Below are 24,507 nucleotides of genomic sequence, written 5' to 3'. Positions count from 1 at the left end.
CGGGTATTCTTTGCCACAGCGTAAAGGGGCGCTTGCGCGCGGGGTGGACGATGAAGTCTACCAGCCTTCCACCCCTCCCTCGGTGTACGTGGCGCCCGGGCGGTGCTGTCATCCGATTGCCAAGCAGTTGACATCCTTCGGGATTGTCACGCATACTTGCAGGCCAACTTCAATCTTCACCCGGATGTAAGCGCCATGAAGCGTACTTTCCAGCCCAGCAAGCTCAAGCGCGCGCGCACCCACGGTTTCCGTGCTCGCATGGCCACGGCCGACGGCCGCAAGATCCTGAACGCGCGTCGCGCGAAGGGTCGCAAGCGCCTGATCCCGTAATCGGTTCGCCGGTCGTGCGAGCCGCAGCCTTGCCGCGCGATGCGCGGCTACGCCGCGCCGCCGACTTCGCAGCCTTGCGAAATGTCAGCGGTCGCCTCGGCGGCCGCTGTTTTCTTGTGCGCTTCGGAAATAACGCCGCGGGTACCGCCCGGCTTGGCCTGGCCATCTCCAAGCGCTGCTCCAAGCGCGCCGTCGATCGGAACCGGATCAAGCGCCTTGCGCGTGAGGCGTTTCGCCGCGCCCGGCCCGATCTGCCGCCCGTCGATATCCTCGTCATGGCCCGCGATAGCGCGGTCGAGGTACCCGGCGCCGCCCTCCTGGCGGAACTGGATGGCCTCCTCCGCCGCATCAAGCCGTTGAAGCGCGAGGGTGCCGACGGCACAATCGCGCGTTGACCTCTTTCCCGCCCGCCTGCCCGTCCTCATATCGGACGCGGTGCCTAACGGATCTGGCTTAAGCTAATGAATCAAACGCGTACGCTCCTCTTCTTTGCGCTCATGTTCGTGGCGTACGTGCTGTGGACACAGTGGGAGCAGGATTACGGCCCGAAGCCGGCCCCTGCCGCGCCGGCCGCCGCCGCCCAGGTGGATGGCAAGCCTGCCGCCGATGGCAGCGTGCCCGGCGCTACAGGTACCGCGAACATCCCGGCCGATACCTCCGCGGCGCCTGCCGGCAAGGCCGAGCTCGTTACGCTGCAGAACGATGTCCTGCGCCTGACCATCGATACCCGTGGCGGCAGCATCGTCCGCTCGGAACTCCTCTACTACCCGAACCAGCCGGTCACCCGTAAGGATCCGACCCCGCCGCCGGTTCGCCTCCTCGACGACGACGCGAAGACCTTCTTCGCCGCGCAGGATGGCCTGGTCAGCAACACGGGTGCCGCGCCGGATCACCGCGCCCTCTTCCACGCCGAAAAAACCCAGGCCGTGCTTGCCGATGGCGAAAAGTCGGTCAGCCTCGACCTGACCTGGTCCGACCCCTCGGGTGTGAAGGTGACCAAGCGCTACACGTTGAAGCGCATGGATTACGTGGTCGATCTCGACCAGCGCATCGACAATGCCTCGCAAGCTACCTGGACGGGTAACGCCTACCAGCAGCTGCAGCGCGCTCCGGCTGAAAAGGCCAGCTGGTTCAAGTCGTACACCGACCCCGCACAGCACAGCTTCTTCGGCGCCGGCTGGTACAGCCCGGATTCGAAGTTCGAATCGATGCTGTTCCAGGATTTCGAGAAGAAGCCGCTGAACCGCCCCATCACGGGTGGCTGGGTCAGCATGCTGCAGCACTACTTCCTTGTCGCCTGGATTCCGCCGGCGGACGAGAACGTCACCTACAGCAGCAACATCGTCGATCCGAATTCGGCCACGCCGCGCTACCTGGTGCGCGCCTTCGGTCCGGCGATGTCGATCGCTCCCGGCCAGGCCGCCGATAGCGTCGCCCGCCTGTACGTGGGTCCGCGCCTGCAGGGCACGCTCGATGCGATCGCGCCGGGCCTCGACCTCACGGCGAACTACGGCTGGCTGACCATCATCGCCACGCCGCTGCACTGGCTGCTTTCCCAGCTGCACGCCATCAGCGGTAACTGGGGCGTCGCGATCATCCTGCTCGTGCTGCTGATCAAGGCCGCGCTGTACAAGCTCACCGATGCGCAGTTCCGCTCCGGTGCACGTATGCGCAAGCTGCAGCCGCGGGTCCAGGCGCTCAAGGAGCGTTATGGCGATGACCGCATGAAGATGCAGCAGGCCATGATGGAGCTGTACAAGAAGGAGAAGGTGAACCCGATGGCAGGCTGCCTGCCCATCCTGATCACCTTCCCGATCTTCATCGGCCTGCTCCGCGTTCTGTCCGAGTCGATCGAGCTGCGTCACGCGCCGTTCTTCGGCTGGATCCACGATCTCTCCGCACCGGATCCCTTCTACGTCCTGCCGGTGCTGTACTTCCTGGTCACGCTGCTCACCCAGCGCATGATGCCCACGGCCGGCATGGATCCGACCCAGGCCAAGATGATGAAGGTGATGCCGCTGATCTTCGGCGTGTTCTTCGCCTTCTTCCCGTCGGGCCTGGTGCTCTACTGGACCGTGAACGGCGCAACCAGCCTGCTCCAGCAGTGGTACATCAACCGTAGCGTCGACCGGGCCCACGAAAAGGCCTCCAAGCCGGCGTAACGCGATGACCCTCGGCGCCGACACCATCGCAGCCATCGCCACGGGCGCCGGCGCGGCGGGCGTCGGCGCCGTTCGCGTTTCTGGGCCGCTCGTTCCGCTCATCGCGGCGAGCATGCTCGGCCGTGAGCCCAAGCCGCGGCATGCACACTTCGCTGCATTCCGCGATGCCGATGGTGAACTGATCGATCGCGGCATCCTGCTCTACTTTCCTGGCCCCGCGTCGTACACCGGCGAACACGTGCTCGAGCTGCAGGGCCACGGCAGCGCAGTACTGCTCGACGCCCTCCTCCGCCGATGCATCTCGCTCGGCGCGCGCCTCGCTCGCCCTGGCGAATTCACCGAACGCGCGTTCCTCAACGGCAAACTTGATCTCGCACAGGCTGAGGCCGTGGCTGATGTCGTCAGCGCGACATCGGAAGCCGGTGCGCGCGCCGCACTGCGCTCGATGGAAGGTGTGTTCTCTGCACGCGTCGACGACCTGCTTGCCGAGCTGATCGCGCTACGTGTGCATATCGAAGCGGCAATCGATTTTCCCGAAGAGGAAATCGACTTCCTCGCCGATCCCGTGATCGGCGAACAGCTTGCCGCCTTGCGCGCGAACCTGGATGCGCTGCTCATCGAGACACGTCGTGGCGTTCGCCTGAACGATGGCATTTCAGTGGCCATCGTCGGTCGTCCCAACGCAGGCAAGTCGAGCCTCCTGAATGCCCTCGCAGGTGCCGAACGCGCGATCGTTACCGATATCGCCGGCACGACGCGCGACGTGCTTCGCGAAGCGATCAACCTCGATGGCGTTACTCTCGAGCTTGCGGATACGGCGGGCCTTCGTGACTCCGACGACATTGTCGAACGCGAAGGTATACGCCGTGCACGTGCGCAGCTGGAACGGTGCGATGTTGCGATCCTCGTGACGGATCAGGAGCACGCGCGGAGCGATCGGGTGTTCCTCGACGGAGCTCCAGCACACACTTCGCAAATTGTGGTCGTCAACAAGATCGACTTGGGAACTGGCCGAGCTCGCCGGGAAAGCACGGACAAGCTCGATACAATCTGGCTCTCCGCGCGAACTGGCGAGGGACTCGACGCTCTCCGAGACTTACTTCGTAGCCTCGCCACGGCAGGTGCTGGCGAGGGGGCTTTCAGTGCGCGCCGGCGCCACGTCGTAGCGCTCGAGCACGTCCAAGACCACCTGAATTGCGCGGCATATGCGCTACACGGTGCGCACGCCGGCGAACTAGCCGCTGAGGAGCTGCGGCATGCACAACAGGCGCTCGGTGAAATAACCGGCGCCTATTCGTCAGACGATTTGCTGGGCGCAATCTTCAGTTCGTTCTGCATTGGTAAGTAGGCACCGATGCGCCGTCGCGCACCATGCCACCTCACCCGTCACGAATTCTCGAATTGGTTTGTGAATGATCCTCGCGACAACTCCAACAACACGTTGGTGTCGACGACGATCACACCTTTGAACTCGCAAGTGCGTGCGTCGATTCGCGGGGTAGCGGCTCAAGGTCGATACCGCCAATGATATCCATGCGCCAACGGAACTCGTTGATCAGCTCGTGCTTATATCTTGGCCGAAAAAAGTTCCGAACAATCTCAAGGATAAGATCGTTGGGAGTTCGCCCCGTCGCCTCTGCGAGCGTATCAAGGTCGGCTAGTACTTCGTTGTCGGTTATCTTCATATCCACCATCGTGCCTCCTACGTCGCGCGGCGCATATTAGGCGACGCCCGCGCTGCGATGTAGGAGTTCTCCGATGAGGAGAGCCGAAACGTGCCGAGAGGATCAGCAGGTTTGCGCCGCTTCCTGCGCTTCGCTATTCCGCTCGACGGCGACCGATACGGCCCAAAGCAACAGACCACCAAGCGCCAGGCCGCTTCCGACCCAACCGGGTGACGTCCAGCCGTAGCCGTTTGCGATGGCAAGGCCGCCCAGGAATGGGCCGAGCGCATTCGCCGTGTTGAATGCCGAATGGTTCAATGCAGCGGCGAGTGCCTGCGCATCACCGGCGACGTCCATGAGACGTGTCTGAAGCACGGTACCGAGTGCGCCACCGAGGCCGATGAAAAACACGGTGATGCCGAGGGTCCACACGTTGCCCGCGGTGAACGGGAAGATCGCAAGGATGACGATCGCCCAGACCAGCAACGCACCGGCCGTCCGCATCAATGCGCGGTCGGCGAACACCGGGATCACCATGTTGCCCAGGGTCATGCCGATACCAAACACGCCCATGATCCACGGCACCGTCGAAAGCGGCATGTGCGTAACGCTGAGCAGGATGTCGGCGAGGTAGGTGTACACGGCGAACATGCCGCCGAAACCGATCGCGCCAATGCCCAGGGTGATCCACACCTGCGAACGCTTCAGCGCGCTGAGTTCGCGCATCGGGCTGGCTTTCGCATCGGCCGGTGTGTTCGGTGCGAACGCGAACACCGCGGACATCGTCGCGATGCCGAGCAATGCGACCAGCGCAAAACTCCAACGCCAGCCCACTGCCTGGCCGAGCCAGCTCGCCAGCGGCACACCGGCGATCGTTGCGACGGTCAGGCCGAGGAACATCTGGCCCACGGCACGGGTACGCCGGTTGGGCGGGACGAGCGAACTCGCCACCAGCGCGGCCACGCCGAAGTACGCACCGTGGGGCAGGCCCGCCAGGAAGCGGAAGACGAGCATCCAGTGGTAGTTCGGCGACAGGCCGGTCAGGCCGTTGAACACCGTGAACATCGCCATGAGCAACAGCAACAGGCGGCGGCGCGGCAGGCGCGCACCCAGCACGGTGATGATCGGCGCACCCACGACCACGCCCAGTGCGTAGGCACTGATGGCATGGCCTGCGGTCGGCGCATCGATACCCAGGCCCTGCGCGAACAGTGGCAGCATGCTCATCGAGGCGAATTCGGTCGTGCCGATGGCGAACCCGCCGACGGCAAGGGCAAGGATGACGAGCCCGACGTGGGGCGCGCGGACGGGCGGGGTGCCCGGATCGAGTGCGGGGGCGGCGGAAGTCATGGGGATGCGAGGCCTGGGACGTTGGCGGGCGCCGTTGTGCGGCGCAGCATGGGGCTAGTTTACGCCTCGGGGGTGACGGGTGCTAGCGCTTGCAAGGTGGCTGCTGGGTGGGGATCGCGCGCAAGCGCGCACCTACAGGAGCCCAGGTCGGCCCGGGCCCGACCGCTTCTGACGGTGGCGGGCCTGCTCAGGCGTGGTCGCGGAGGTATTCGATCAGGGCGCGCAGGGCTGAGGTAACCCGGCGTTGGCGGGGGTAATAGAGCATGAAACCGGGGTATGGGGGGCACCAATCCTCGAGGACGCGGACCAGGCGGCCCGCCGCCACGTCGTCCACGATCTGCTCGTCCAGTACCAGTGTGAGACCCACCCCGGCGATGGCGGCGTCGATCGACACGCAGAAGTCGCCGAAGGTGCAGCGGCCGCGGACATCCAGTTCCAGCTTCGTCTCGCCCTGCTCGAACTCCCATTTGTAGAGCCGGCCGCTGGGAAAGCGGAAGCGGATGCAGTCGTGCTGCAACAGGTCGTAAGGGTGTTGCGGCACGCCGCGCCGGGCCAGGTACTCGGGCGAGGCCACGCAGGCGCCCTTCTGCATGCCGCCAAACGGCACGGCGATCATGTCCTCGGGCACCGCCTCGTGGAAGCGGATACCGGCGTCATAACCGGATGCCACGATATCGATCATGCCGTCGTCATCCACGCCCTCGAAGTGAATATCCGGGTAGGCAGCGAGAAAGCCCGGAAGGAGCGGTGGCAACAAGAGTTGCCCCGCCACTCGTGGCATGTTCAGGCGGAGCGTACCCGCGGGGTGGGCCCGGAAGTCGTTCATTTCCTCCAGGGCATCGCCCACATCACGCAAGGCCGGCTGCAGGCGCTCGAGCAGGCGCTGCCCCGCTTCCGTCAGCGACACGCTCCGCGTGGTGCGGTGGAACAGGGTCACGCCCAGGCGTTCCTCCAGCCCACGGATGGCGTAGCTGATGGCCGAGGTGGTCAAGGTCAGTTCGGCGCCGGCCTTCCGGAAGGACGAGTGGCGGGCGACAGCCGCGAAGGCGGCGAGGTGCGAGAGGTTGTCAGGACGCATGATTATCAAGAATACCTCAATGATTCGTCCAAAAAGTCCCGTTGGTGCGATCCATTGTTGAGGGTTATCGTTCCCGGCTTAACTTTTACCCCTGTTGAGGATGACACCCATGTTTGAAGTCCACGGTTTTGCCGCCAAAGACGCCACGTCGCCCCTCGTCCCGTTCACGTTCAACCGCCGCGATGTCGGCCCGCACGACGTGCACATCGAGATCCTCTTCAGCGGCGTTTGCCACTCCGACCTGCACCAGGCCAAGGGTGACTGGGGCAACTCCACGTTCCCCATGGTTCCGGGTCACGAGATCGTCGGCCGCGTGAAGGCGGTCGGTTCGGAAGTGAAGAAGCTGAAGGTCGGCGATTACGCCGGCGTCGGCTGCATGGTCGATTCGTGCCGTACCTGTGAGTCGTGCCAGAAGGACCTGGAGCAGTACTGCACGGTGCACACCAGCTTTACCTACAACGGCACCGAGCAGGACAAGAAGACGCCGACCTATGGCGGCTACTCGACCGAAATCGTCACCGAAGAGCGCTTCGTGGTGAAGATTTCCGACAAGCTCGACCTGAAGGCAGCTGCCCCGCTGCTCTGCGCCGGCATCACCACCTACTCGCCGCTGCGCCACTGGAACGTGGGCCCGGGCCAGAAGGTTGGCGTGATCGGCCTGGGCGGCCTCGGCCACATGGGCGTGAAGTTCGCCAAGGCCATGGGTGCGCACGTCACCATGATCACGACCTCGGAAGCCAAGGGTGCGGATGCAAAGCGCCTCGGTGCCGATGAAGTGCTCGTGTCGACCGACCCGAAGCAGATGGAAGCCGCTGCATCGAAGTTCGATTTCCTGCTGAACACGGTACCGGTCAGCCACGACATCCTGCCGTACCTCATGCTGCTGAAGCTCGATGGCACGATGGTGCTCGTCGGTGCCCTCACCCCGCTCGATGCGTTCCCGGGTGGTGCACTGATGCTGCCGCGTCGCACCGTCGCCGGCTCGGCGATCGGTGGCATGAAGGAAACTCAGGAGATGATGGACTTCTGCGCCGAGCACAACATCGTGTCCGATGTTGAGATGGTGAAGATGGCCGACATCAACGAGGTGTATGTGCGCCTGGCGAAGAACGACGTGCGCTATCGCTTCGTGATCGACATGGCGTCGATGCCGAAGGGCTGATGAACGGCGTGCGTCGCGCTAATGCCGGCGCACACGGTAGGAGCCCACCCTGTGGGCGACGCTTATCGCGTATATGCAACAGGACCTGTTGCGCTTCTGCGAGAGATGTCGCCCACAGGGTGGGCTCCTACAGTTCGGGCGGGCCAGGGTGGTAAGGTAGCGATATCTACAGGGAGCCCATGGATTGAAACGGTTCTTGCGTTACCTCGGCTACGTTGCCGTCCTCCTTGTCGCCTTCCTCGCGTTTGTCGCCATCACGGCGTGGCCGAACATCGGCACGTTGCCAAAGGGCGAGTTCCTCGCTCGCAACGAGCAATCGCCGGAATGGCATGGCGACCAGTTCCAGAACCCGCAGCCGATGTTCTCGAACCTGCGCGGTGGCATCCTGCAGATCTTCGAATCGAAGCCCGGCGAAGAGCCTGACACGCCCGTGCCGACGGTGGATTCCTCCGCGATCTACAAGACAGTGCCCGCCACCGGCCTGCGCGTCACCTGGTTTGGTCACTCGTCCCTGTTGCTCGAGATCGATGGCGTGAATGTCGTGGTCGATCCCTTCTGGAGCGAGCGCACATCGCCGTTTGGCTGGCTTGGGCCGAAGCGCTGGTACCCGCCACCCGTTTCCATGGATCACCTTCCGCGCATCGATGTCGTGGTCATCTCGCACGACCACTACGACCACCTCGATCGTGCCTCGGTGCAGGCGCTGTATGCGCGCGGTGCTCGGTTCATCGTGCCGCTGGGCGTTGCCTCGCACCTGGAAGGCTGGGGCATTCCGGCCGACCACATCACCCAACTCGATTGGTGGCAGGAAGCGAAGGTCGGTGCGCTCAGCATCGTTTCAACGCCGTCGCGGCATGCCTCGGGTCGCTTGAGTGCGCGAAGCGACCAGACCCTGTGGACGGGCTACGCACTCGTAGGTCCGAAGCATCGTGTCTTCTACTCCGGCGACACGGGACTCAACGACAGTTTCCCCGAGGTCGGTGAAAAGTACGGTCCGTTCGATGTCAGCTTCATCGAATCGGGCCAGTACGATGCCCAATGGCCCGATTGGCACCTGGGCCCCGAGCAGGCGGTGATGGTCCACCAGGAAGTGCGCGCACGCACCCTTATCCCGGTGCACTGGGGGCTGGCGAAGCTCGCCCACCACGCGTGGACCGAGCCGCCGGAGCGCATACTGGCCGCGGCGCGATGCGCCCATGTCGATGTCCTGATTCCGGAGCCCGGGCAGGCGGTTGAACCCACGACGCATCCGGTGGTCCCACGCTGGTGGCCGGCCCAGGCATGGTCCACGCAGGCGCAGACGCCGATCATCGCTTCCAGGGATGGCCAGGCGAACCACCTGTACAGCGTACCCGCCTGCCATTGAGGCCGGTCAATCCTTCAAGGAGATGAACTTCCATGTACCCAGCGTTTGTCCGCCGTTGCGTTGTCGCCGCACTCAGCCTCACCGCTGCCAGCGCCGCCTTTGCGGATGCGAAGGAAGACGCCGTCAAGGCGAAATGCCCTGCCGTCGTGGCGTGGACCGAAAAGATGGCCAAGGCACATCCCGCCCTGTCGGATGAAGGCGTGGAGCGCGACAACAAAGCGGGAGGCTTTTCCGATCCGGATTTGCGCGATGAACTGCGCAAGCGTCTCGAGGCAGACCAGGTGGCACGCAACGCCTGGATTGCATCGCCCCAGGACAAGGCCCGCTACGAGGCCATGGACAAGGTCGACAAGGACAACCTCGCCTGGATGAAGGAACACTTCAGCAAGAAGGGATTCCCGCATGCGAACGCCGTTGGCCTCGCTGGGGTCAACGCCGCGTTCATCCTGGTACAGCACGCCGTGGCCGATGTGCCGTTCATGCAGTCGATGCTTCCCCAGATCACCGCGCGGGGTGAAGCAGGCGAGTTGAGCAAGAGCGATGTCGCGATGCTTATCGACAGGCTGCTACGCCAGGCGGGCAAGCCGCAGCGTTACGGCACGCAGTACGCCGGAACAAACATGAAAGATCTTTCCGACATGAAGATGGATCCAGTGGAAGATCCCGCGCACCTCGATGAGCGCCGCGCTTCGATGGACCTCATGCCGCATGCCGATTACGAGTGCGCCCTGCGCATTTTCTATGCGCCGGACACTGCTCCGGCGCCGGCATCAAGTACGGCCCACTAGCTCCGCTCCCACCAGGCGTGCGTCACGCATGGGAGATCATTTCCCACGCGAGACCAAAGCGGGTGAGGTATTTCCTTAGGCGGTCGGCGTCGTTGGTACTCGCCCGCTTGACGCGCGAGGCGGCAAAAAGCTGCCGTCCGGCTTCCGATACGCTGCGGCAACGCCGGCACACCTTCACCACTTCGGCGAGCTGCACGCGATCAAACAGGTCGATCTCGTCGACGGCATCACCGAGAAGCTCACGCAGCGTGTCGCCGCTGGTTTCCTGCCGCCACAATCGTCGCAGGCGCCCCAGTTCTTCATCCACGCACGCTTCGTTGATGCGGCCGGCCGGAGCCAGCGTGGCCATGCGCACCACGGATGCACCGAGATCGCGGAAGTTACCCGTCCACGGCGCCTCGCCCGATGTCGCGAACGCCAGGTAGCGCGAACGCGCTTCCTTGTTGAAGGTGACGCGGCGGTTCTCGTCACGGGCGAAGCGGTCAAGTTCGTAATCAAGGTTCGGCTCGATATCCTCCATGCGCTCGGCGAGGCCGGGCAGGTGGAACGACCAGATGTTCAGCCGCGCGTACAGATCGTCGCGGAAACGACCCTCCGCGACACGCATGCCCAGATCGCGGTTGGTACCGGCGATAAGCTGGAAGTCGCTGGCAACTTCGCGATCGCCACCCACGGGCAGGAACCGCTTGTCCTCGAGCGCGCGCAACAACATGGCCTGTTCATCGGCACCCAGTTCGCCGATCTCGTCAAGGAAGAGCAGGCCTTTGTCGGCGCTGCGCAACAAGCCGGCACGCTCGCCCGCCGCGCCGGTATAAGCGCCTTTGACGTGGCCGAACAGCGCGCTCATCGCGCCGTCGCCACGCAGCGTGGCGCAGTTCACTTCGACGAAGCGGCCGCTTACCTCGCGTCGCCCCTGCTTGAGTTCGAATAGGCGCCGTGCGAGCTGGCTCTTGCCCGCACCCGTGGGTCCCATCAACAGGATGGGTGCCGACGAGCGGCTGCCCACGGTTTCGATCTGATCGATCATGCGATTGAAGGCGACATTGCGTGTGGCGATGCCGCTCTTCAGGTGCGTGCGGTCTTCCTGCTTCTCCACCTGGAAGCGTTGCGCGAGCCGATCGTAGCGGGACAAATCCAGGTCAATGACGCTGAGCTCGCCGACGCTGGCCGTGACGCCTGCCTGGCGTGGCGGCGATGCCTGCAGCAGGCGGCCGGGCAGGTGCCTGCTTTCGGTGAGCAGGAACAGGCAGATCTGCGCGACGTGGGTGCCGGTGGTGATGTGGACGTAGTAGTCCTCGTTCTCCACATCGAACGGGTAGCTCCGTGCAAAGGCGTAGAGCGTCTCGTAAACCGACTCGAAGTCCCACGGATTCTCGATGTAGGTGTCATGCACCTTCACCGCGGTCTCGGGCGCTACCTGGGCCAGATCGGCCACGACGCGCTTCAGCGTTCGTGCGGTGCGCCGTTCGTCAGCGAGCAGCTCGATGCGGCCCAGGAGGAAATCCTCGTGCATGCCCAGGGACACGGTCGGACGCCAGCGTTCCCAGCGGTCCGCCTTGTCGCCCGCATCGAGCTGGGTACCCAGGAAGCCGATCACCACCTTGGTCTTCATTGATCCATCCATCTATCCAACGATACGTTCATATCGTAAATCATCGCCTCGTCGTCTGGCCTCTGTCCGACTTTATCGGAATTACGTCCATTAAAACAATGAGTTAAAACCACCCAATCGATCTTGGCACGGCTCCTGCTCTATCCAGGCAACATCCAGGGAGACGCCACCATGGCCAACCGCACTCTTTTCACCAGCGCCCGCGGAGCACCTGCCCCGCAAGCCGATGCCATCAACGAGGCCGGCGGCACCGCCTACCTTCGTGACCCGCGTTCGGCCCTGGCGCTGTATGCGGCCACGGGTTGCCTCAACGGTACCTACTACGCCACGGAGGAAGCCCAACTGGCCCAGGCCCTGGCGCTGTGCGCCGCGGTACCGGCGGACTTCGTGGCGCGGGTCGCCATCCACGCCCGGCAGAAGGCGCACATGAAGGACATGCCGGCGCTGTTGTTGGCGCACCTCGCCAACCGTGATGGCGCGGTGCTCGAGAAGGCATTCAACCGCGTGATCGATAACGGCCGCATGCTGCGTAACTTCGTCCAGATCATGCGCAGCGGTGTGACCGGTCGCCGTTCGCTGGGTAGCCGGCCGAAGCGCCTCGTGCAGCAGTGGCTCGAACAGGCATCGACGATGTCGGTGCTCGCGGCCTCGGTCGGCACGCAGCCGTCGCTCGCCGACGTCATCCGCATGGTGCACCCGCGCCCCGCCGATGCCGGACGTGAAGCGCTGTACGCCTGGTTGCTCGGTCGCCCACACGCGCCGGCGGTGTTGCCGTCGGAGGTGCTGGCGTACGAACTGTTCAAGGCCGATCCGCGCGGTACACCGCCGGAGACGCCGCGCGAGTTCTTCGCGTCGCTGCCGCTCACCACGGCACAACGCAAGGCGGTCGCCTTACGCGGTTCGTGGCAGTCCATCCGCATGAACCTCAACACGTTCGCGCGGCAGGGATTGTTCGAGGACGAAGCGTTCACGCAAGCCATCGCGGCGCGCCTCCGTGATCGCGAAGCCATCCGCAAGGCGCGCGTGTTTCCGTACCAGTTGATGGTGGCGTACCGCGCGGCCGAAGGCACGATGCCCCAGGCGATTGCCAATGCATTGCACGATGCGATGGAAGCGGCGACGGCGGCGGTTCCCGCGTTGAAAGGCCAGGTCGTCATCGCGGTCGACGTTTCGGGTTCCATGGCGAATCCGGTCACGGGATATCGCCGCGGTGCCACCACGGTGGCGACCTGCGTGGAGGTGGCGGCATTGATCGCCGCCACCCTCAAACGGGCCAACCCGCGCATACGGATCATCCCGTTCAACCAGGCGGTGGTGCCTTATCGCGAGCGCAAGGGCGGCACGGTCATGGCGAAGGCACGGGAGCTGGCGGCGCTGGTTTCGGGCGGCACGGCGGTAAGCGCCCCGCTGCGGCAGCTGGCCGCGGAAAAGGCGAAGGTCGACATGCTCCTCATCGTTTCGGACAACCAGAGCTGGTTCGACGTGAACAAGGGGCAGGATGGCACGGCCTCGATGCAGGCATGGAACGCACTGAAGGCACGTAACCCTTCGGCGCGCCTGGCATGCATCGACGTGCAGCCCTACGCCACAAGCCAGTTCCAGGGCGAGGGGCGTGACGATGTGCTGCACATCGCCGGTTTTAGCGACGCCGTGTTCGGCTTGTTGGCTGACGCGGCGCGTGGGAAAGGCGCAACGCACTGGGTTGAGCGCATCGAGGCGACGCCTCTCTAGACGTTTTTTTACTCCCGGCAGGAATGGGCCTGCCGGGAGGGCCGGCGGAAAGCGAATGCGGCCGGGCATACACCTATGGAGTGTGGCGTCCCACCGGGCCGTCATTGCCAGGCCATGGTTGTCGCTTTCCGGATCCGGGCCATGTTTTCAGTTCGCGGCGAATGCCTGTGGAGCTACTTGGATAAGGCCCGCAAGGGCTCAGGGGGTTCGAGTCCCCCCCGGCTTCGGCCGGATGCTCCACGCCTTCTTGTCGCCGCACCTATTCATCTGTGTTATCAGGACGATCACCATGAGCACCACCGCTTACAACGTTATCAACGAGCCGGGCGCCAAGCCGATCAAGGCGTGGACCCGCGGCGTCCAGCTGGAGGACGAGGCGCGCCAACAGCTCATCAACATTGCCAAGCTGCCGTTCGTACACGGCTGGCTGGCCGTCATGCCCGACGTGCACCTTGGCAAGGGCGCGACGGTAGGCTCGGTGGTCCCGACCATCGGCGCGATCGTGCCTGCGGCCGTGGGTGTCGATATCGGCTGCGGCATGATCGCCACGCGTACCACGCTCATGGCTTCGGACCTGCCGGACGATCTGCGTGGGCTGCGCCACGCGATCGAATCCGCGGTGCCGCATGGCCGTACGCTGGGCCGCCGCGACAAGGGCGCGTGGGAAACGCCGCCCGATGCCACGCTTTCCGGCTGGCAGGCGCTGGCCTCGGACTTCAAGCTCATCACCGACAAGTACCCCAGGCTGTCGCGTACCAACAACCTGCACCACCTCGGTACGCTCGGCACGGGTAACCACTTCGTGGAGGTTTGCCTGGATGAAGAGGACCGCGTGTGGTTCATGCTGCACTCGGGGTCACGCGGCGTGGGTAATGCCATCGGCACGCACTTCATCGAGCTGGCCAAGGAAGACATGCGTCGCTGGATGATCAACCTGCCCGACCAGGACCTCGCGTACTTGCCGGAAGGTAGCGAGCACTTTGGTGACTATGTGTTCGCCGTGGATTGGGCGCAGCGCTATGCCCGCACCAACCGCGCGATCATGATGCAGCACGTCGTGGATGCGGCGCGTAAAGTGATCACGAAGCCGTTCGAAGCATGGGCCGAGGCGGTGAACTGCCACCACAACTACGTGAGCCGTGAGCATCACCTCGGCAAGGATGTGTTCGTGACCCGTAAGGGCGCGGTCAGCGCGAAGAAGGGCGAGCTCGGCATCATTCCTGGCAGCATGGGTACGCGCAGTTTCATCGTGCGTGGCCTGGGTAACGAGGAAAGCTTCAACAGCTGCAGCCATGGCGCGGGACGTGTCATGAGCCGTACGCAGGCGAAGAAGCAGATCACGCTCGAAGAGCACCGCAAGGCCACCGCCCACGTGGAATGCCGCAGGGACGCGGATGTCATCGACGAATCGCCGGCGGCGTACAAGCCGATCGATGCGGTGATGAAGGCCCAGGAAGACCTGGTCGAAATCGTCCACACGCTGCGCCAGGTGGTGTGCGTGAAGGGCTAAGGAAACGAGGAAAGCAAGGACATGATCGAGATTGATGGACAGGCCGGCGGCGGACAGCTGCTGCGCACCGCACTGGCACTCAGCCTGTGCACCGGCGAGCCCTTTGCCATGGAAGGCATCCGCGGCAAGCGCGAGCGGCCGGGCCTGCTGCGCCAACACCTGACGGCCGTGGAAGCCGCACGGGACATTGGCGATGCAGGCGTGGAGGGCGCGCAACCCGGATCCACAACGTTGCGCTTCACGCCACGCGGCGTGCGTGGTGGCCAGCACCGCTGGACGATCGGCACGGCAGGCTCAACGACGCTGGTGCTGCAGACGGTGCTCCCCGCGTTGTGGATGCATGGCGTCACCGCCCGGCTGGTGATCGAGGGCGGCACGCACAATCCACAGGCACCGTCGGCGAACTTCATTGCCGAGGCGTTCCTGCCTGTGCTGGCCAGGATGGGCCTCGACGCCACGTTCAATCTGGATAGCCACGGTTTCTACCCCGCGGGCGGCGGCAGCATTCGTATCGACCTGCGCGAGAGCCGGCGCCCGGCGGAGGTGCATCTGGCCGAACGCGGGAACGTCATCGAACGCCATGCGCTGGCCATCGTCTCCGCGATCCCGGCGACGATCGCCGAGCGTGAGCTTGCCGTTGCGAGGGCACGGCTTGGTCTGGCGAACGGTGAGTGGTCGGTTCACGAGGTGCGCCAGGCGTCCGGCCCGGGCAATGCGCTTTCGATACGGTTCGCCACAGACCACGGTGCGGCGGTATTCACCGGTTTCGGCGAGAAGCGCGTTACGGCCGAAGCCGTGGCCGAGCGTGTTTGCGCGGACGCGAAGGCGTGGATGGAGGCTGGGGTGTTTGCCGACACGTATCTGGCCGACCAGTTGCTGCTGCCGATGGCGCTCGCTGGCCGCGGAAGCTTCACCACCCTCGCCCCATCCGAGCACACGCGCAGTAACGCGGCCTTGATCGAGAAGTTCCTGCCCGTTGAGTTCGCCTTCCGCGACGACGGCCGCGGCCGCTGGACCGTCACGGTCGATCGTTAGGCCGGCATTTCCAGGCGCATATTGGCCGGGCTGAGCAATTCACCCGTTGCCCGATCAACCACGACCGCTTCCACCCGTGCCCCGGTGGCCGGGTTCACCAACTGGCTCAGTTCGCCGGCGCCGTTATGGCGCCGGCCCCACTCGCCCATGGCGGCCAGGATCGGCAAGAAGTCGGTACCGGCCGGGGTCAGGATGTACTCATCCCTCGGTGGCCGCTCGCTGTAGCGGCGCTTTTCCAGCACCCCCGCTTCCGTAAGCGCCTTGAGCCGCCGCGAAAGGATGTTCGGGGCGATGCCCAGGCTGGTCCGGAACTGGTCGAACTGGGTCATGCCGCGGCTGGCGTCGCGCAGGATCAGGGCGCTCCACGCATCCCCGACCAGGGCCAGGGCACGGGAGATGGGGCAGGTACCCGAAGAAAGTTTTTCGATGTCCATTGCAAAATGATAGTCGAGTCACTATCGTATGACAACCTAGTTACTATCACTATGCAATCCACCCATCGGGAGACACGTTATGAGCACTGAATCCAAAGGCACTGCCATTGTCACGGGCGCTTCGTCGGGTATCGGCGAGGTGTATGCCCAGCGCCTGGCCGACCGCGGCTACGACCTGGTCCTGGTCGCCCGCCGGCTGGACCGCCTAGAGGCCCTGGGCCGCAAGATCAGCGAACGCACCGGCCGCAAGGTCGAGGCCCTGCAGGCCGACCTGACCTCCCGCGCCGACCTGGCCAAGGTCGAGGCACGGCTGGCCAGCGACAGCTCAGTCACCCTGCTGGTGAACAACGCCGGCATCTCGCTTGAAGGCAGTGTGCTCGAAAACGACGCCGCCAATATCGAAAAGATCCTGGCGATCAACACCATCGCACCGACCGTGCTGACCGCCGAAGCCGCGCAGCAGTTCGTGAAGCGCGACAAGGGCGCGATCATCAATATCGCTTCCGTGCTGGCCTTCGCACCGGAAATGATGGATGGCATCTACAGCGGGACGAAGTCCCACCTGCTCAACGTGACCCTTGGCCTGGCCTCGAAGCTGCAAGGCACGAACGTCCATGTGCAGGCGGTGCTCCCGGGTGCGACCAAGTCGGAGATCTGGGAAAACTCGGGCAAGGATCCGGAAGCCCTGCTGCCGGGCATGGTGATGGAGACGGCCGATCTGGTCGACGCCGCCCTCGTCGGTTTCGACCGCGGCGAAGTGGTCACCATCCCGCCGCTGCACGACGAAGGCCAGTACAAGGCCTACAACGACGCACGCATCGCCATGGGTCCGAACCTCTCCCGCAAGGAAATGGCCCCGCGCTACCGCGCATAAGGTCGCCGTGAGCTAACCGCGACAGTGGCTTAGCCCACCTTTCACCCACGGAACGTACGAATGCACGCTAAACTGTCGCATTCGCTACGTTCCTTGCGGTAAGGCATGCTCTCGTTCGTGTTCGGCGCCTTCGGGCTCTCCACTCTCTGGCTGCTTCCCCTGCTCTGGCGTGTCGCCGCTGCCCTCGTCCGGCGGCAGCGCCCGCCCACGGTCGGTCCTGGCGCCATTCGTTTCTGGTCGGGCTTCCTGCTGGTGTTGCTTGCGAGCAGCACCCTGGAAGGGCTGGTCATCGCGCATTACACGGATGATCCCGCCGTGGGCGGCGCCGTGTGCCGCTGGCTGGCCGGGCTGGCTGGCGCGGCGAGTCCCATCGTTGCCCTGATCAGCCTCGCGGCCATCATCGTCGCCCTCCCCTGGTACGCCGGGGTGCCCTGGTCTCAAGCCATTGTTCGCCTCAACGGCATCCTCGAGCCGATGGGCGCGCTGGCGATCGAGGGGACGAGCCGGCTGCTCCGTCGCGGGGCGACGCGCGCCACCGGACGCAAGCCATCGGCGGCCGTGCGCCGGGCGGACCGCGTGCCGGCGCGGCGACGTGCCGCCAAACCGCCCATCAAAGCCACGAAGCCTGCGCCGCGCCCGAGTGCCGCGACGGCCACCCTATCCCGCGCCGAGCCAACGCGGCCGGATCCGGTCCGGCCTTCCGTCACCACGCCCGTGCCGCCGCGTCATCGCACCAAGCCGGATACGGTGATCAGCGAGCCGTGGCTGGCGCCGAAGGCGTTGCAGGCGCAGGTGGAGAGTGAGGTGCGTGGCGAGCCGGAGGTCGTGATGCCTCCCGTGATCAAGACGATGCCAGTGATGGCGGCGAGTGTTTCTGCCAGTGATGTCACGTGGTCGTCGGTGGATGCGGCTGATCGCGTGCAAGCACGCTCCTACAGTGGCAGCGGTGAGCCGGTGCCGCGGGGCGACGCCGTTGCGCCGCGCGTCGAGGTGGCGGCAACGCCCGTCGCTCCGGAGCCTGTGTTGCCGGTTGCCCCGCCGCCGCCGGTGAAGCCGGTGTCGCGGTTTGCGATCGCGGCGAATGATTCGTCGCCGACCGAGCAGGCGACGATCACGACGATTACCGCGCCGCGCCCGCTGCGCACGGTGAACCATGGTTCGATCAGTCTTCCACCGCTCACGTTGCTTGCCGCGGCAACGCAGAGTGCGCTCGCTGTGAGCGAGCAGGAACTGGGTGAAACCGGCGAGCTGATCGAACAGCGCCTCGCGGAGTTCAAGGTGCCGGTGCAGGTGGTCGGGGCGTCCGCCGGCCCGGTCATCACACGCTACGAGATCGAACCGGCGACGGGTGTGCGCGGTAACCAGATCGTCGCGCTGATGAAGGACCTGGCACGCGGCCTTGGCCGCACGTCCATTCGCGTCGTCGAAACCATTCCAGGCAAGATGTGCATGGGCCTGGAACTGCCGAACGAACAACGCCAGATGATCGCGCTATCCGAGATCCTGGATTCGTCCGAGTACCGCGAAAGCGATTCGCTGCTTACGCTGGCCATGGGCAAGGGCATCACCGGTGAACCCGTGGTCGCGGATCTGGCGAAGGCACCGCACATGCTAGTCGCCGGTACCACCGGCTCGGGCAAGTCGGTGGCGGTGAACGCCATGATCCTGTCCATGCTCTACAAGGCCACGCCTGAAGACGTGCGCATGATCATGATCGACCCGAAGATGCTGGAGCTTTCCGTATACGAAGGCATCCCGCACCTGCTGGCGCCGGTGGTCACCGACATGAAGCTCGCCGCCAACGCGCTGAACTGGTGCGTGGCGGAAATGGAGAACCGCTACAAGGTCATGTCCGACCTGCGTGTGCGCAACCTCGCCGGGTACAACCAGAAGGTCCGCGAAGCACGCGCCATCGGCAAGCCGCTGTTCAATCCGTTTCCCAAGCACCCTGAAGTGCCGGAACACCTCGACACCATGCCGATGATCGTCGTGGTGATCGATGAGCTGGCCGACCTGATGATGGTGGCGGGCAAGAAGATCGAGGAACTGATCGCCCGCCTCGCGCAGAAGGCGCGTGCCGCAGGCATCCATCTGATCCTCGCCACGCAGCGCCCTTCGGTCGATGTCATCACCGGCCTTATCAAGGCGAACATCCCCACCCGTGTTGCGTTCCAGGTTTCATCGAAGATCGACTCGCGAACCATCCTCGACCAGATGGGCGCCGAGAGCCTGCTCGGCCAGGGTGACATGTTGTTCCTTCCGCCGGGTACGGGTTATCCACAGCGTATCCACGGCGCGTTCGTCGGCGATGAAGAAGTGCACCGCATCGTGGCGTGGCTGAAGCAGTTTGGTGAGCCAGATTACAAGGAAGAAATCCTGCAGGGGCCGCCGAGCGAAGCCAGCGACGGCGAAGGTGGCGAAGATGGCGTCGACGCCGAGCTCGATCCACTCTATGACGAAGCCGCTGCGTTCGTCCTGCGTACGCGCCGTGCATCCATCTCGTTCGTGCAGCGGCAGTTCCGTATCGGCTACAACCGCGCGGCGCGCCTGGTTGAGGCGATGGAAAGTGCAGGCATCGTTTCACCGATGGGCATCAACGGACAGCGTGACGTGGTGGCGCCTGCGCCGCAGGAATGACACGCGGGGGCGGATGACACGTAGCGGCAAAAGAAAACGGGCCGTGAGGCCCGCTTCTTTTACAACTTGCGTGCCGCTTACTCCTTGGTGAGGAGCTTCAACGGCACCGCGATCGACTTATCCACAGGCTGCTTGTCCACCAGCTTCTTCGCCGTCTCGACACCCAGGCGGCCGATCTCTTCCGGCTGCTGGGCGACGGTGGCCGCCATCTGGCCATCCTGCACGGCCTTCTTGCCATCAGGCGTGCCATCGAAGCCGACGACCAGCACCTTCTTGTTCTTGCCAGCCAGGGCCTGCACCGCGCCGAGGGCCATTTCATCGTTCTGCGCGAAGATAGCCTGGACGTCGCTGTTACCCTGCAGCAGGTTCTCGGATACCGAGAGGCCCTGCGCGCGGTCGAAGTTCGCCGGCTGCTGGGCAACGACCTTCATGCCGGTCGTGGCGATTTCATCGTCGAAGCCCTTGCCGCGCTCACGCGCCGCCGAGGTGCCGGCGACGCCCTGCAGTTCGATGATGTTGCCCTTGCCGCCGAGCTGCTTGGCCAGGTAATCGGCCGCCATCTTGCCGCCGGCGATGTTGTCCGAAGCGATGTGCGAGGCGACTTCGGCGCCATCGACGCCACGATCAAGCGTGATCACCGGAATGTTCGCGCGCTGCGCGGACTGCACGGCACCGGCGAGCGCCGAGGAATCGGTCGGGTTCAGCAGGATCACCGACACGCGCTTCTGGATCAGGTCTTCCACGGAAGAGATCTGGCGCGCCGGATCATCCTGCGCATCGACCACCACCAGCTGCACGCCGGATGCATCGGCGGCCTTCTGCGCGCCATCCTTCAGCTCGACGAAGAACGGGTTGTTCTGGGTGGACAGGGCAAGGCCGATGACTGGCTTGCCGCCCGCCGCCGCGCCGCCGGCAGTCGAACCTGCCGCTGGTGCGGATTCGCCCGGGCCCTGCTGCGAGCACGCGGCAAGGAGGGTGGCCGCTGCCGCGGCGAGGAAAGTAAGTTTGCGCATGGTGTGTTCCCTCGTGGTGTTCACTGCCGCCTGTCGAGCAGGACGGCGATCAGGATAACGATGCCCTTAACCACCTGCTGGTAGAAAGAGCTTACGCCCAGCAGGTTGAGGCCGTTGTTCAGGAAACCGATAAGCAGCGCGCCGATCAGCGTGCCGAATAGCCAGCCGCGGCCGCCGGCCAGGCTGGTGCCACCAAGCACCACCGCAGCGATCGCATCCAGCTCGTAACCCTGGCCCGCCGTGGCCTGCGCCGAATACAGGCGCGATGTCAGCACGATGCCCGCGAATGCGGAGAGAAGGCCAGAGAGACCATAAATGGCGATCTTCATCGGTGCGATGCGTACGCCGGAAAGCCGCGCCGCCTCTTCGTTACCACCGATGGCCACCACATGGCGGCCGAACACCGTGCCGCGCAGCAGGAAGCCGCAGACGACGAAGGCGATGAACATCCAGATCACCGGCAGGGGCACGAGGTTGGCGACGTAGCCGCCACCGACCAGGGCGAAGCTCTGGTTCGTCACCGGGATGGGGCTGCCCTGCGTGTATGAGAGCGTGAGGCCGCGCAGCAGTGTGAGCGTGCCCAGCGTGGCGATGAACGGTGCCACCTTGCCCCAGGACACCAGCACGCCGTTGACCATGCCAAGGATGAGGCCCAGGCCGAGGCCCGCGCCGACGCTGAGCACGATGCCGTGGCCGCTCGCCATCAGGCCCGCTGTGATGGCGCCGGTGAACGCGAGGATCGCACCGACCGACAGGTCGATACCGCCGGCCAGGATCACGAAGGTCATGCCGAACGCGATCAATGCGTTGATCGAGACCTGTCGCAATACGGTCAGCAGGTTACCCGTGGTGAGGAAGTCAGGGCTCATCACCGAAAGCACGATGAAGAGAAGGACCAGCCCGATCACCGATCCGAGGCGCTGGAGCAACGTGCTTGCCCGGCTCCAGTTCATTTGCAGCGTCATGTCACTTGCCTCCGGTCGCGGCGGTCATCACGGCTTCCTGGGTGGCGCCGTGGGCATCAAGCAGGGCGGTCGCATGGCCCTCGTGCATCACCAGGATGCGATCGCTCATGGCGAGCACTTCCGGCAATTCCGAGGAGATCATGAGGATCGCCACGCCCTGCTCCGCGAGTTGATTGATGATGTGGTAGATCTCGGCCTTGCCACCCACGTCCACGCCGCGGGTTGGTTCGTCGAGGATAAGAACGCGCGGCTTGAGGGCCAGCCACTTGGCCAGCACCACCTTCTGCTGGTTGCCGCCGGACAGCGCGCGCACATCCAGCTCCATGTCGCGCGTGCGGATCTTCAGCGCGTCGATGAGGCCGGAGGTTTGCTTCTTTTCGAAGCCACGATCGACCAGGCCGGCATGCGCGGGCACCTTCGGCAGGCTCACGTTTTCGCGCAGGCTCATGTCGAGCACGAGGCCCTGCGCCTTGCGGTCTTCAGTAACGAAACCGAAGCCGGCGTGGATCGCTTCGCTGGGCGATTTCGGTGTCACCACCTTGCCGTCGAGCGTGACCTTGCCGGTTTCCAGTTTGTCCAGGCCGAACAGCAGGCGGGCCATCTCGGTACGGCCTGCGCCAAGCAGACCGGCGACGCCAAGCACTTCGCCCGCATGCAGGTCGAAGCTGATGTCTTTCACCATGCCACCGCCGACGTGTTCCACCTTCAGGCGGACATCACCGATGTTTGGTGTGCGCGTCGGGTAGCGCGCATCCAGCGTGCGCCCGACCATCATCTTCACGACCTCATCGAAGGCCAGGCCGGGTACATCGCGCGTGCCGACGAACTGACCATCGCGCAGGATGGAGATGCGATCGCACAGCGCAAAGATCTCTTCCATGCGGTGCGACACGTAGACGATGCCGGTGCCCTGCTCACGCAGCTCGCGGATCAGCTTGAACAGCGTGGTGGTTTCGCTCTCGGTGAGCGCGGCGGTCGGCTCATCCATGATTAGTACGCGAGCCTTCTGGCCGAGCGCGCGGGCGATTTCGACCATCTGCTGCTGGCCAACGGACAAGCGTTCGATACGCGTCGCCGGGTCGAGCTTGGTCATGCCGACGCGATCGAGCCATTCCTTCGCGCGTTTATCCATGGCCTTGCGATTGAGCAGGCCAAAGCGGTGCACTTCGCGACCCAGGAACAGGTTGTCGGAAATGCTGAGCGCAGGAATCAGGTTCAATTCCTGGTGGATGATCGCGATGCCGTACTTCTCGGCATCGGCGGGCGAGGTGATCGACACCGGCTGGCCATCGACCTCGATGGATCCCTGGTCGGGCGCATAGATGCCCGTCAGGATCTTCATCAAGGTGGATTTGCCGGCGCCGTTCTCACCCATCAGGGCGTGCACTTCGCCGGCGAGCAGTTCGAAGTCCACGCCTTCGAGCACCTTCACCGGGCCGAAGGCCTTGTGGATGTCGTGCATCCTGACGAGCGGCGCGGCCATCAGAAGGTCACGCCGGCGTGCAGGATGATGTTGGCGTAGGGCGAGGTTTCGCCGGTGCGCACCACGGCCACCGCACGGTGCGTGGCCGCCTTGAAATCGTCGTGAGACAGCTCGTCGACCGGTACACCGCCCTCTTCCAGCCGCGTCTTCAGCGCGACCATCGCCGGGTTGTGCGCATGCACTTCGCTGGCGATGGTGGCGTGCTCCACGGCCAGTTCGGCGAACACGGCATCGAAGACGGTAGCGAACGCGGGAGTACCGGGCAGCACGGCAAGATCGATGCATGGCACGCCGTGGGGCACGGGCAAGCCCACGTCACCGATCACGAGGGTATCGGTATGGCCCATGGCGGCAATGATGCGGTTGAGGTCGGCGTGCAGCAGGCCGCTACGTCTCATGGATGGCTCTCCAGGAATGCCGCCACTTCATCAGCGCGCGGCATGCCGCCCTGTGCACCCAGCCGGGATACGGCGATGGCGGCGGTGGCGCAGGCCTTGCGCACCGCGACATCCAGGCCCTCGGCGAGGTACACCGCGAGGGCGGCGTTGAACGTGTCACCGGCGCCGGTGCTATCCACCGCGTCGACCTTGAAACCGGCCTGGTGGCGCGGCTCGTCGTCCTTGTCACGGAACCATGCGCCATCCTCGCCACGGGTCAGCACGACCGGGCAGGGTGCCTGACGCATCAGTTCACGGAAATCGGTATCCGCCGGCGCACCGAGCACCATCGCTAGCTCGTGCTGGTTCGGCGTGATGAAGCGCACCTGCTTCAGCCACTCAAGCGGCAGCTTTTGTGCGGGCGCCGGGTTCAGGATGACGGGCACGCCCTCGTCGTGCGCGATGCGCAGCGTGGCTTCGACGGCATCGAGAGGAATTTCGAGCTGGACCAGCAAGGCATCCGCGCCGCGGATCAGATCGCGCGCGGCTTCCACCTGCGCGGGCGTGACGCGACCGTTCGCGGCGGGCACGACGACAATCTGGTTCTCGCCACCGGCCACGGTAATGGACGCTGTGCCGCTGCCAATGCCTTCAATGCGCGTGACGTGGCTGACATCGATGCCTTCTGCCTTCAGCCCGTCATACAGCGACTGGCCGAACGCGTCATCGCCTATGTTGCCGACCATGGCCACCTGCGCGCCGAGGCGGGCCGCGGCGACGGCCTGATTGGCGCCCTTGCCGCCCGGGATAGTGAGGAAGCGATCACCGGTGATGGTCTCGCCCGGGCCGACAAAGCGGGGGGCCAGGGTGACCAGGTCCATGTTGATGCTGCCGACGACAACAATTCGCGTCATGCCACGAGGCTCCGTTGGGGGG

21 protein-coding genes and 1 pseudogene are annotated in these 24,507 nt (G+C 64.7%); 12 read left to right on the top strand and 10 right to left on the bottom strand.

What is annotated here, in order from left to right; translation table 11 throughout:
- Positions 1-195: 195 nt before the first annotated feature.
- From rpmH to mnmE, 4 genes are all read left to right on the top strand, one after another.
- Entirely contained in the window at positions 196-330 is a 135-nt protein-coding gene (gene rpmH / locus L2Y97_RS22325; RefSeq protein ID WP_008211413.1) for a 50S ribosomal protein L34, read from the top strand.
- Positions 331-344: 14 nt separating this feature from the next.
- On the top strand, positions 345-725 hold the full coding sequence (rnpA, locus tag L2Y97_RS22320) for a ribonuclease P protein component (RefSeq protein ID WP_247431276.1): 381 nt from the start codon (positions 345-347) through the stop codon (positions 723-725).
- A gap of 66 nt (positions 726-791) precedes the next feature.
- Positions 792-2,492: a membrane protein insertase YidC gene (yidC, locus tag L2Y97_RS22315; protein WP_247431273.1), complete on the top strand. Its 1,701-nt coding sequence runs from the start codon at positions 792-794 to the stop codon at positions 2,490-2,492.
- A 4-nt stretch (positions 2,493-2,496) separates the two neighbouring features.
- A complete protein-coding gene (gene mnmE, locus L2Y97_RS22310) occupies positions 2,497-3,840 on the top strand; it encodes a tRNA uridine-5-carboxymethylaminomethyl(34) synthesis GTPase MnmE (RefSeq protein ID WP_247431270.1) in 1,344 nt (447 codons plus the stop codon).
- A gap of 109 nt (positions 3,841-3,949) precedes the next feature.
- Here mnmE and L2Y97_RS22305 read toward each other — a convergent pair whose 3' ends face one another.
- The 3 genes from L2Y97_RS22305 to L2Y97_RS22295 all read right to left on the bottom strand — a co-directional run bounded on the left by L2Y97_RS22305 (position 3,950) and on the right by L2Y97_RS22295 (position 6,584).
- Positions 3,950-4,186 carry a hypothetical protein gene (locus L2Y97_RS22305; RefSeq protein ID WP_247431268.1) on the bottom strand — a complete coding sequence of 79 codons (237 nt, stop codon included), beginning with the start codon at positions 4,184-4,186 and terminating at the stop codon, positions 3,950-3,952.
- A gap of 93 nt (positions 4,187-4,279) precedes the next feature.
- On the bottom strand, positions 4,280-5,506 hold the full coding sequence (locus L2Y97_RS22300) for an MFS transporter (RefSeq protein WP_247431265.1): 1,227 nt from the start codon (positions 5,504-5,506) through the stop codon (positions 4,280-4,282).
- A 187-nt stretch (positions 5,507-5,693) separates the two neighbouring features.
- Positions 5,694-6,584, bottom strand: coding sequence for a LysR family transcriptional regulator (locus tag L2Y97_RS22295; protein ID WP_247431262.1), 891 nt, complete (start codon positions 6,582-6,584; stop codon positions 5,694-5,696).
- A gap of 109 nt (positions 6,585-6,693) precedes the next feature.
- Here L2Y97_RS22295 and L2Y97_RS22290 point away from each other — a divergent pair, with 109 nt between their 5' ends.
- The 3 genes from L2Y97_RS22290 to L2Y97_RS22280 all read left to right on the top strand — a co-directional run bounded on the left by L2Y97_RS22290 (position 6,694) and on the right by L2Y97_RS22280 (position 9,900).
- Entirely contained in the window at positions 6,694-7,746 is a 1,053-nt protein-coding gene (locus L2Y97_RS22290) for an NAD(P)-dependent alcohol dehydrogenase (protein ID WP_247431259.1), read from the top strand.
- 184 nt (positions 7,747-7,930) lie between these two features.
- Complete coding sequence (locus tag L2Y97_RS22285; RefSeq protein ID WP_247431257.1) at positions 7,931-9,112, top strand: MBL fold metallo-hydrolase; 1,182 nt, start codon at positions 7,931-7,933, stop codon at positions 9,110-9,112.
- 32 nt (positions 9,113-9,144) lie between these two features.
- Complete coding sequence (locus L2Y97_RS22280) at positions 9,145-9,900, top strand: DUF6624 domain-containing protein (protein WP_247431254.1); 756 nt, start codon at positions 9,145-9,147, stop codon at positions 9,898-9,900.
- A gap of 22 nt (positions 9,901-9,922) precedes the next feature.
- On the opposite strand, the gene rtcR is transcribed toward L2Y97_RS22280, so the two are convergent.
- The gene (gene rtcR, locus L2Y97_RS22275) at positions 9,923-11,512 is read right to left on the bottom strand and encodes an RNA repair transcriptional activator RtcR (RefSeq protein ID WP_247431253.1); all 1,590 of its coding nucleotides are present in this window, start codon (positions 11,510-11,512) and stop codon (positions 9,923-9,925) included.
- 171 nt (positions 11,513-11,683) lie between these two features.
- Between rtcR and L2Y97_RS22270 the strand changes: the two genes are divergently transcribed.
- The 3 genes from L2Y97_RS22270 to rtcA all read left to right on the top strand — a co-directional run bounded on the left by L2Y97_RS22270 (position 11,684) and on the right by rtcA (position 15,788).
- Complete coding sequence (locus L2Y97_RS22270) at positions 11,684-13,243, top strand: vWA domain-containing protein (protein ID WP_247431250.1); 1,560 nt, start codon at positions 11,684-11,686, stop codon at positions 13,241-13,243.
- Between the two features lie 289 nt (positions 13,244-13,532).
- Positions 13,533-14,753, top strand: a complete 1,221-nt coding sequence (locus L2Y97_RS22265; protein ID WP_247431247.1) for an RtcB family protein — start codon at positions 13,533-13,535, stop codon at positions 14,751-14,753.
- A gap of 21 nt (positions 14,754-14,774) precedes the next feature.
- On the top strand, positions 14,775-15,788 hold the full coding sequence (rtcA, locus tag L2Y97_RS22260) for an RNA 3'-terminal phosphate cyclase (RefSeq protein ID WP_247431244.1): 1,014 nt from the start codon (positions 14,775-14,777) through the stop codon (positions 15,786-15,788).
- On the opposite strand, the gene L2Y97_RS22255 is transcribed toward rtcA, so the two are convergent.
- Positions 15,785-16,222, bottom strand: a complete 438-nt coding sequence (locus L2Y97_RS22255) for a winged helix-turn-helix transcriptional regulator (protein WP_247431241.1) — start codon at positions 16,220-16,222, stop codon at positions 15,785-15,787. The genes rtcA and L2Y97_RS22255 overlap by 4 nt on opposite strands.
- A 79-nt stretch (positions 16,223-16,301) precedes the next feature.
- Between L2Y97_RS22255 and L2Y97_RS22250 the strand changes: the two genes are divergently transcribed.
- Together L2Y97_RS22250 and L2Y97_RS22245 are read left to right on the top strand one after the other, a co-directional pair.
- Complete coding sequence (locus L2Y97_RS22250; RefSeq protein WP_247431238.1) at positions 16,302-17,096, top strand: SDR family NAD(P)-dependent oxidoreductase; 795 nt, start codon at positions 16,302-16,304, stop codon at positions 17,094-17,096.
- 906 nt (positions 17,097-18,002) lie between these two features.
- Positions 18,003-19,733 (top strand): annotated as a pseudogene (locus L2Y97_RS22245) (DNA translocase FtsK); the annotation flags it as partial.
- Between the two features lie 77 nt (positions 19,734-19,810).
- Here the strand turns inward: L2Y97_RS22245 and rbsB are convergent.
- From rbsB to rbsK, 5 genes are read right to left on the bottom strand one after another with little or no spacing between them, the layout of a single operon-like run.
- Positions 19,811-20,746 carry a ribose ABC transporter substrate-binding protein RbsB gene (gene rbsB / locus L2Y97_RS22240; RefSeq protein WP_247431235.1) on the bottom strand — a complete coding sequence of 312 codons (936 nt, stop codon included), beginning with the start codon at positions 20,744-20,746 and terminating at the stop codon, positions 19,811-19,813.
- A gap of 20 nt (positions 20,747-20,766) precedes the next feature.
- Positions 20,767-21,711 carry an ABC transporter permease subunit gene (locus L2Y97_RS22235; RefSeq protein ID WP_247431232.1) on the bottom strand — a complete coding sequence of 315 codons (945 nt, stop codon included), beginning with the start codon at positions 21,709-21,711 and terminating at the stop codon, positions 20,767-20,769.
- A 1-nt stretch (position 21,712) separates the two neighbouring features.
- Complete coding sequence (locus L2Y97_RS22230) at positions 21,713-23,194, bottom strand: sugar ABC transporter ATP-binding protein (protein ID WP_247431229.1); 1,482 nt, start codon at positions 23,192-23,194, stop codon at positions 21,713-21,715.
- Positions 23,194-23,592, bottom strand: a complete 399-nt coding sequence (gene rbsD, locus L2Y97_RS22225; protein WP_247431226.1) for a D-ribose pyranase — start codon at positions 23,590-23,592, stop codon at positions 23,194-23,196. The genes L2Y97_RS22230 and rbsD overlap by 1 nt, the downstream gene beginning before the upstream one ends.
- Positions 23,589-24,485, bottom strand: a complete 897-nt coding sequence (gene rbsK, locus L2Y97_RS22220; RefSeq protein ID WP_247431223.1) for a ribokinase — start codon at positions 24,483-24,485, stop codon at positions 23,589-23,591. The genes rbsD and rbsK overlap by 4 nt, the downstream gene beginning before the upstream one ends.
- Between the last annotated feature and the right edge of the window lie 22 nt (positions 24,486-24,507).

It is taken from the genome of Luteibacter aegosomatissinici (assembly GCF_023078495.1).
Lineage (GTDB): Bacteria > Pseudomonadota > Gammaproteobacteria > Xanthomonadales > Rhodanobacteraceae > Luteibacter > Luteibacter aegosomatissinici.
The sequence above is the reverse complement of the archived record's forward strand: the minus strand, read 5'-3'. Positions and strand labels throughout refer to the sequence as shown.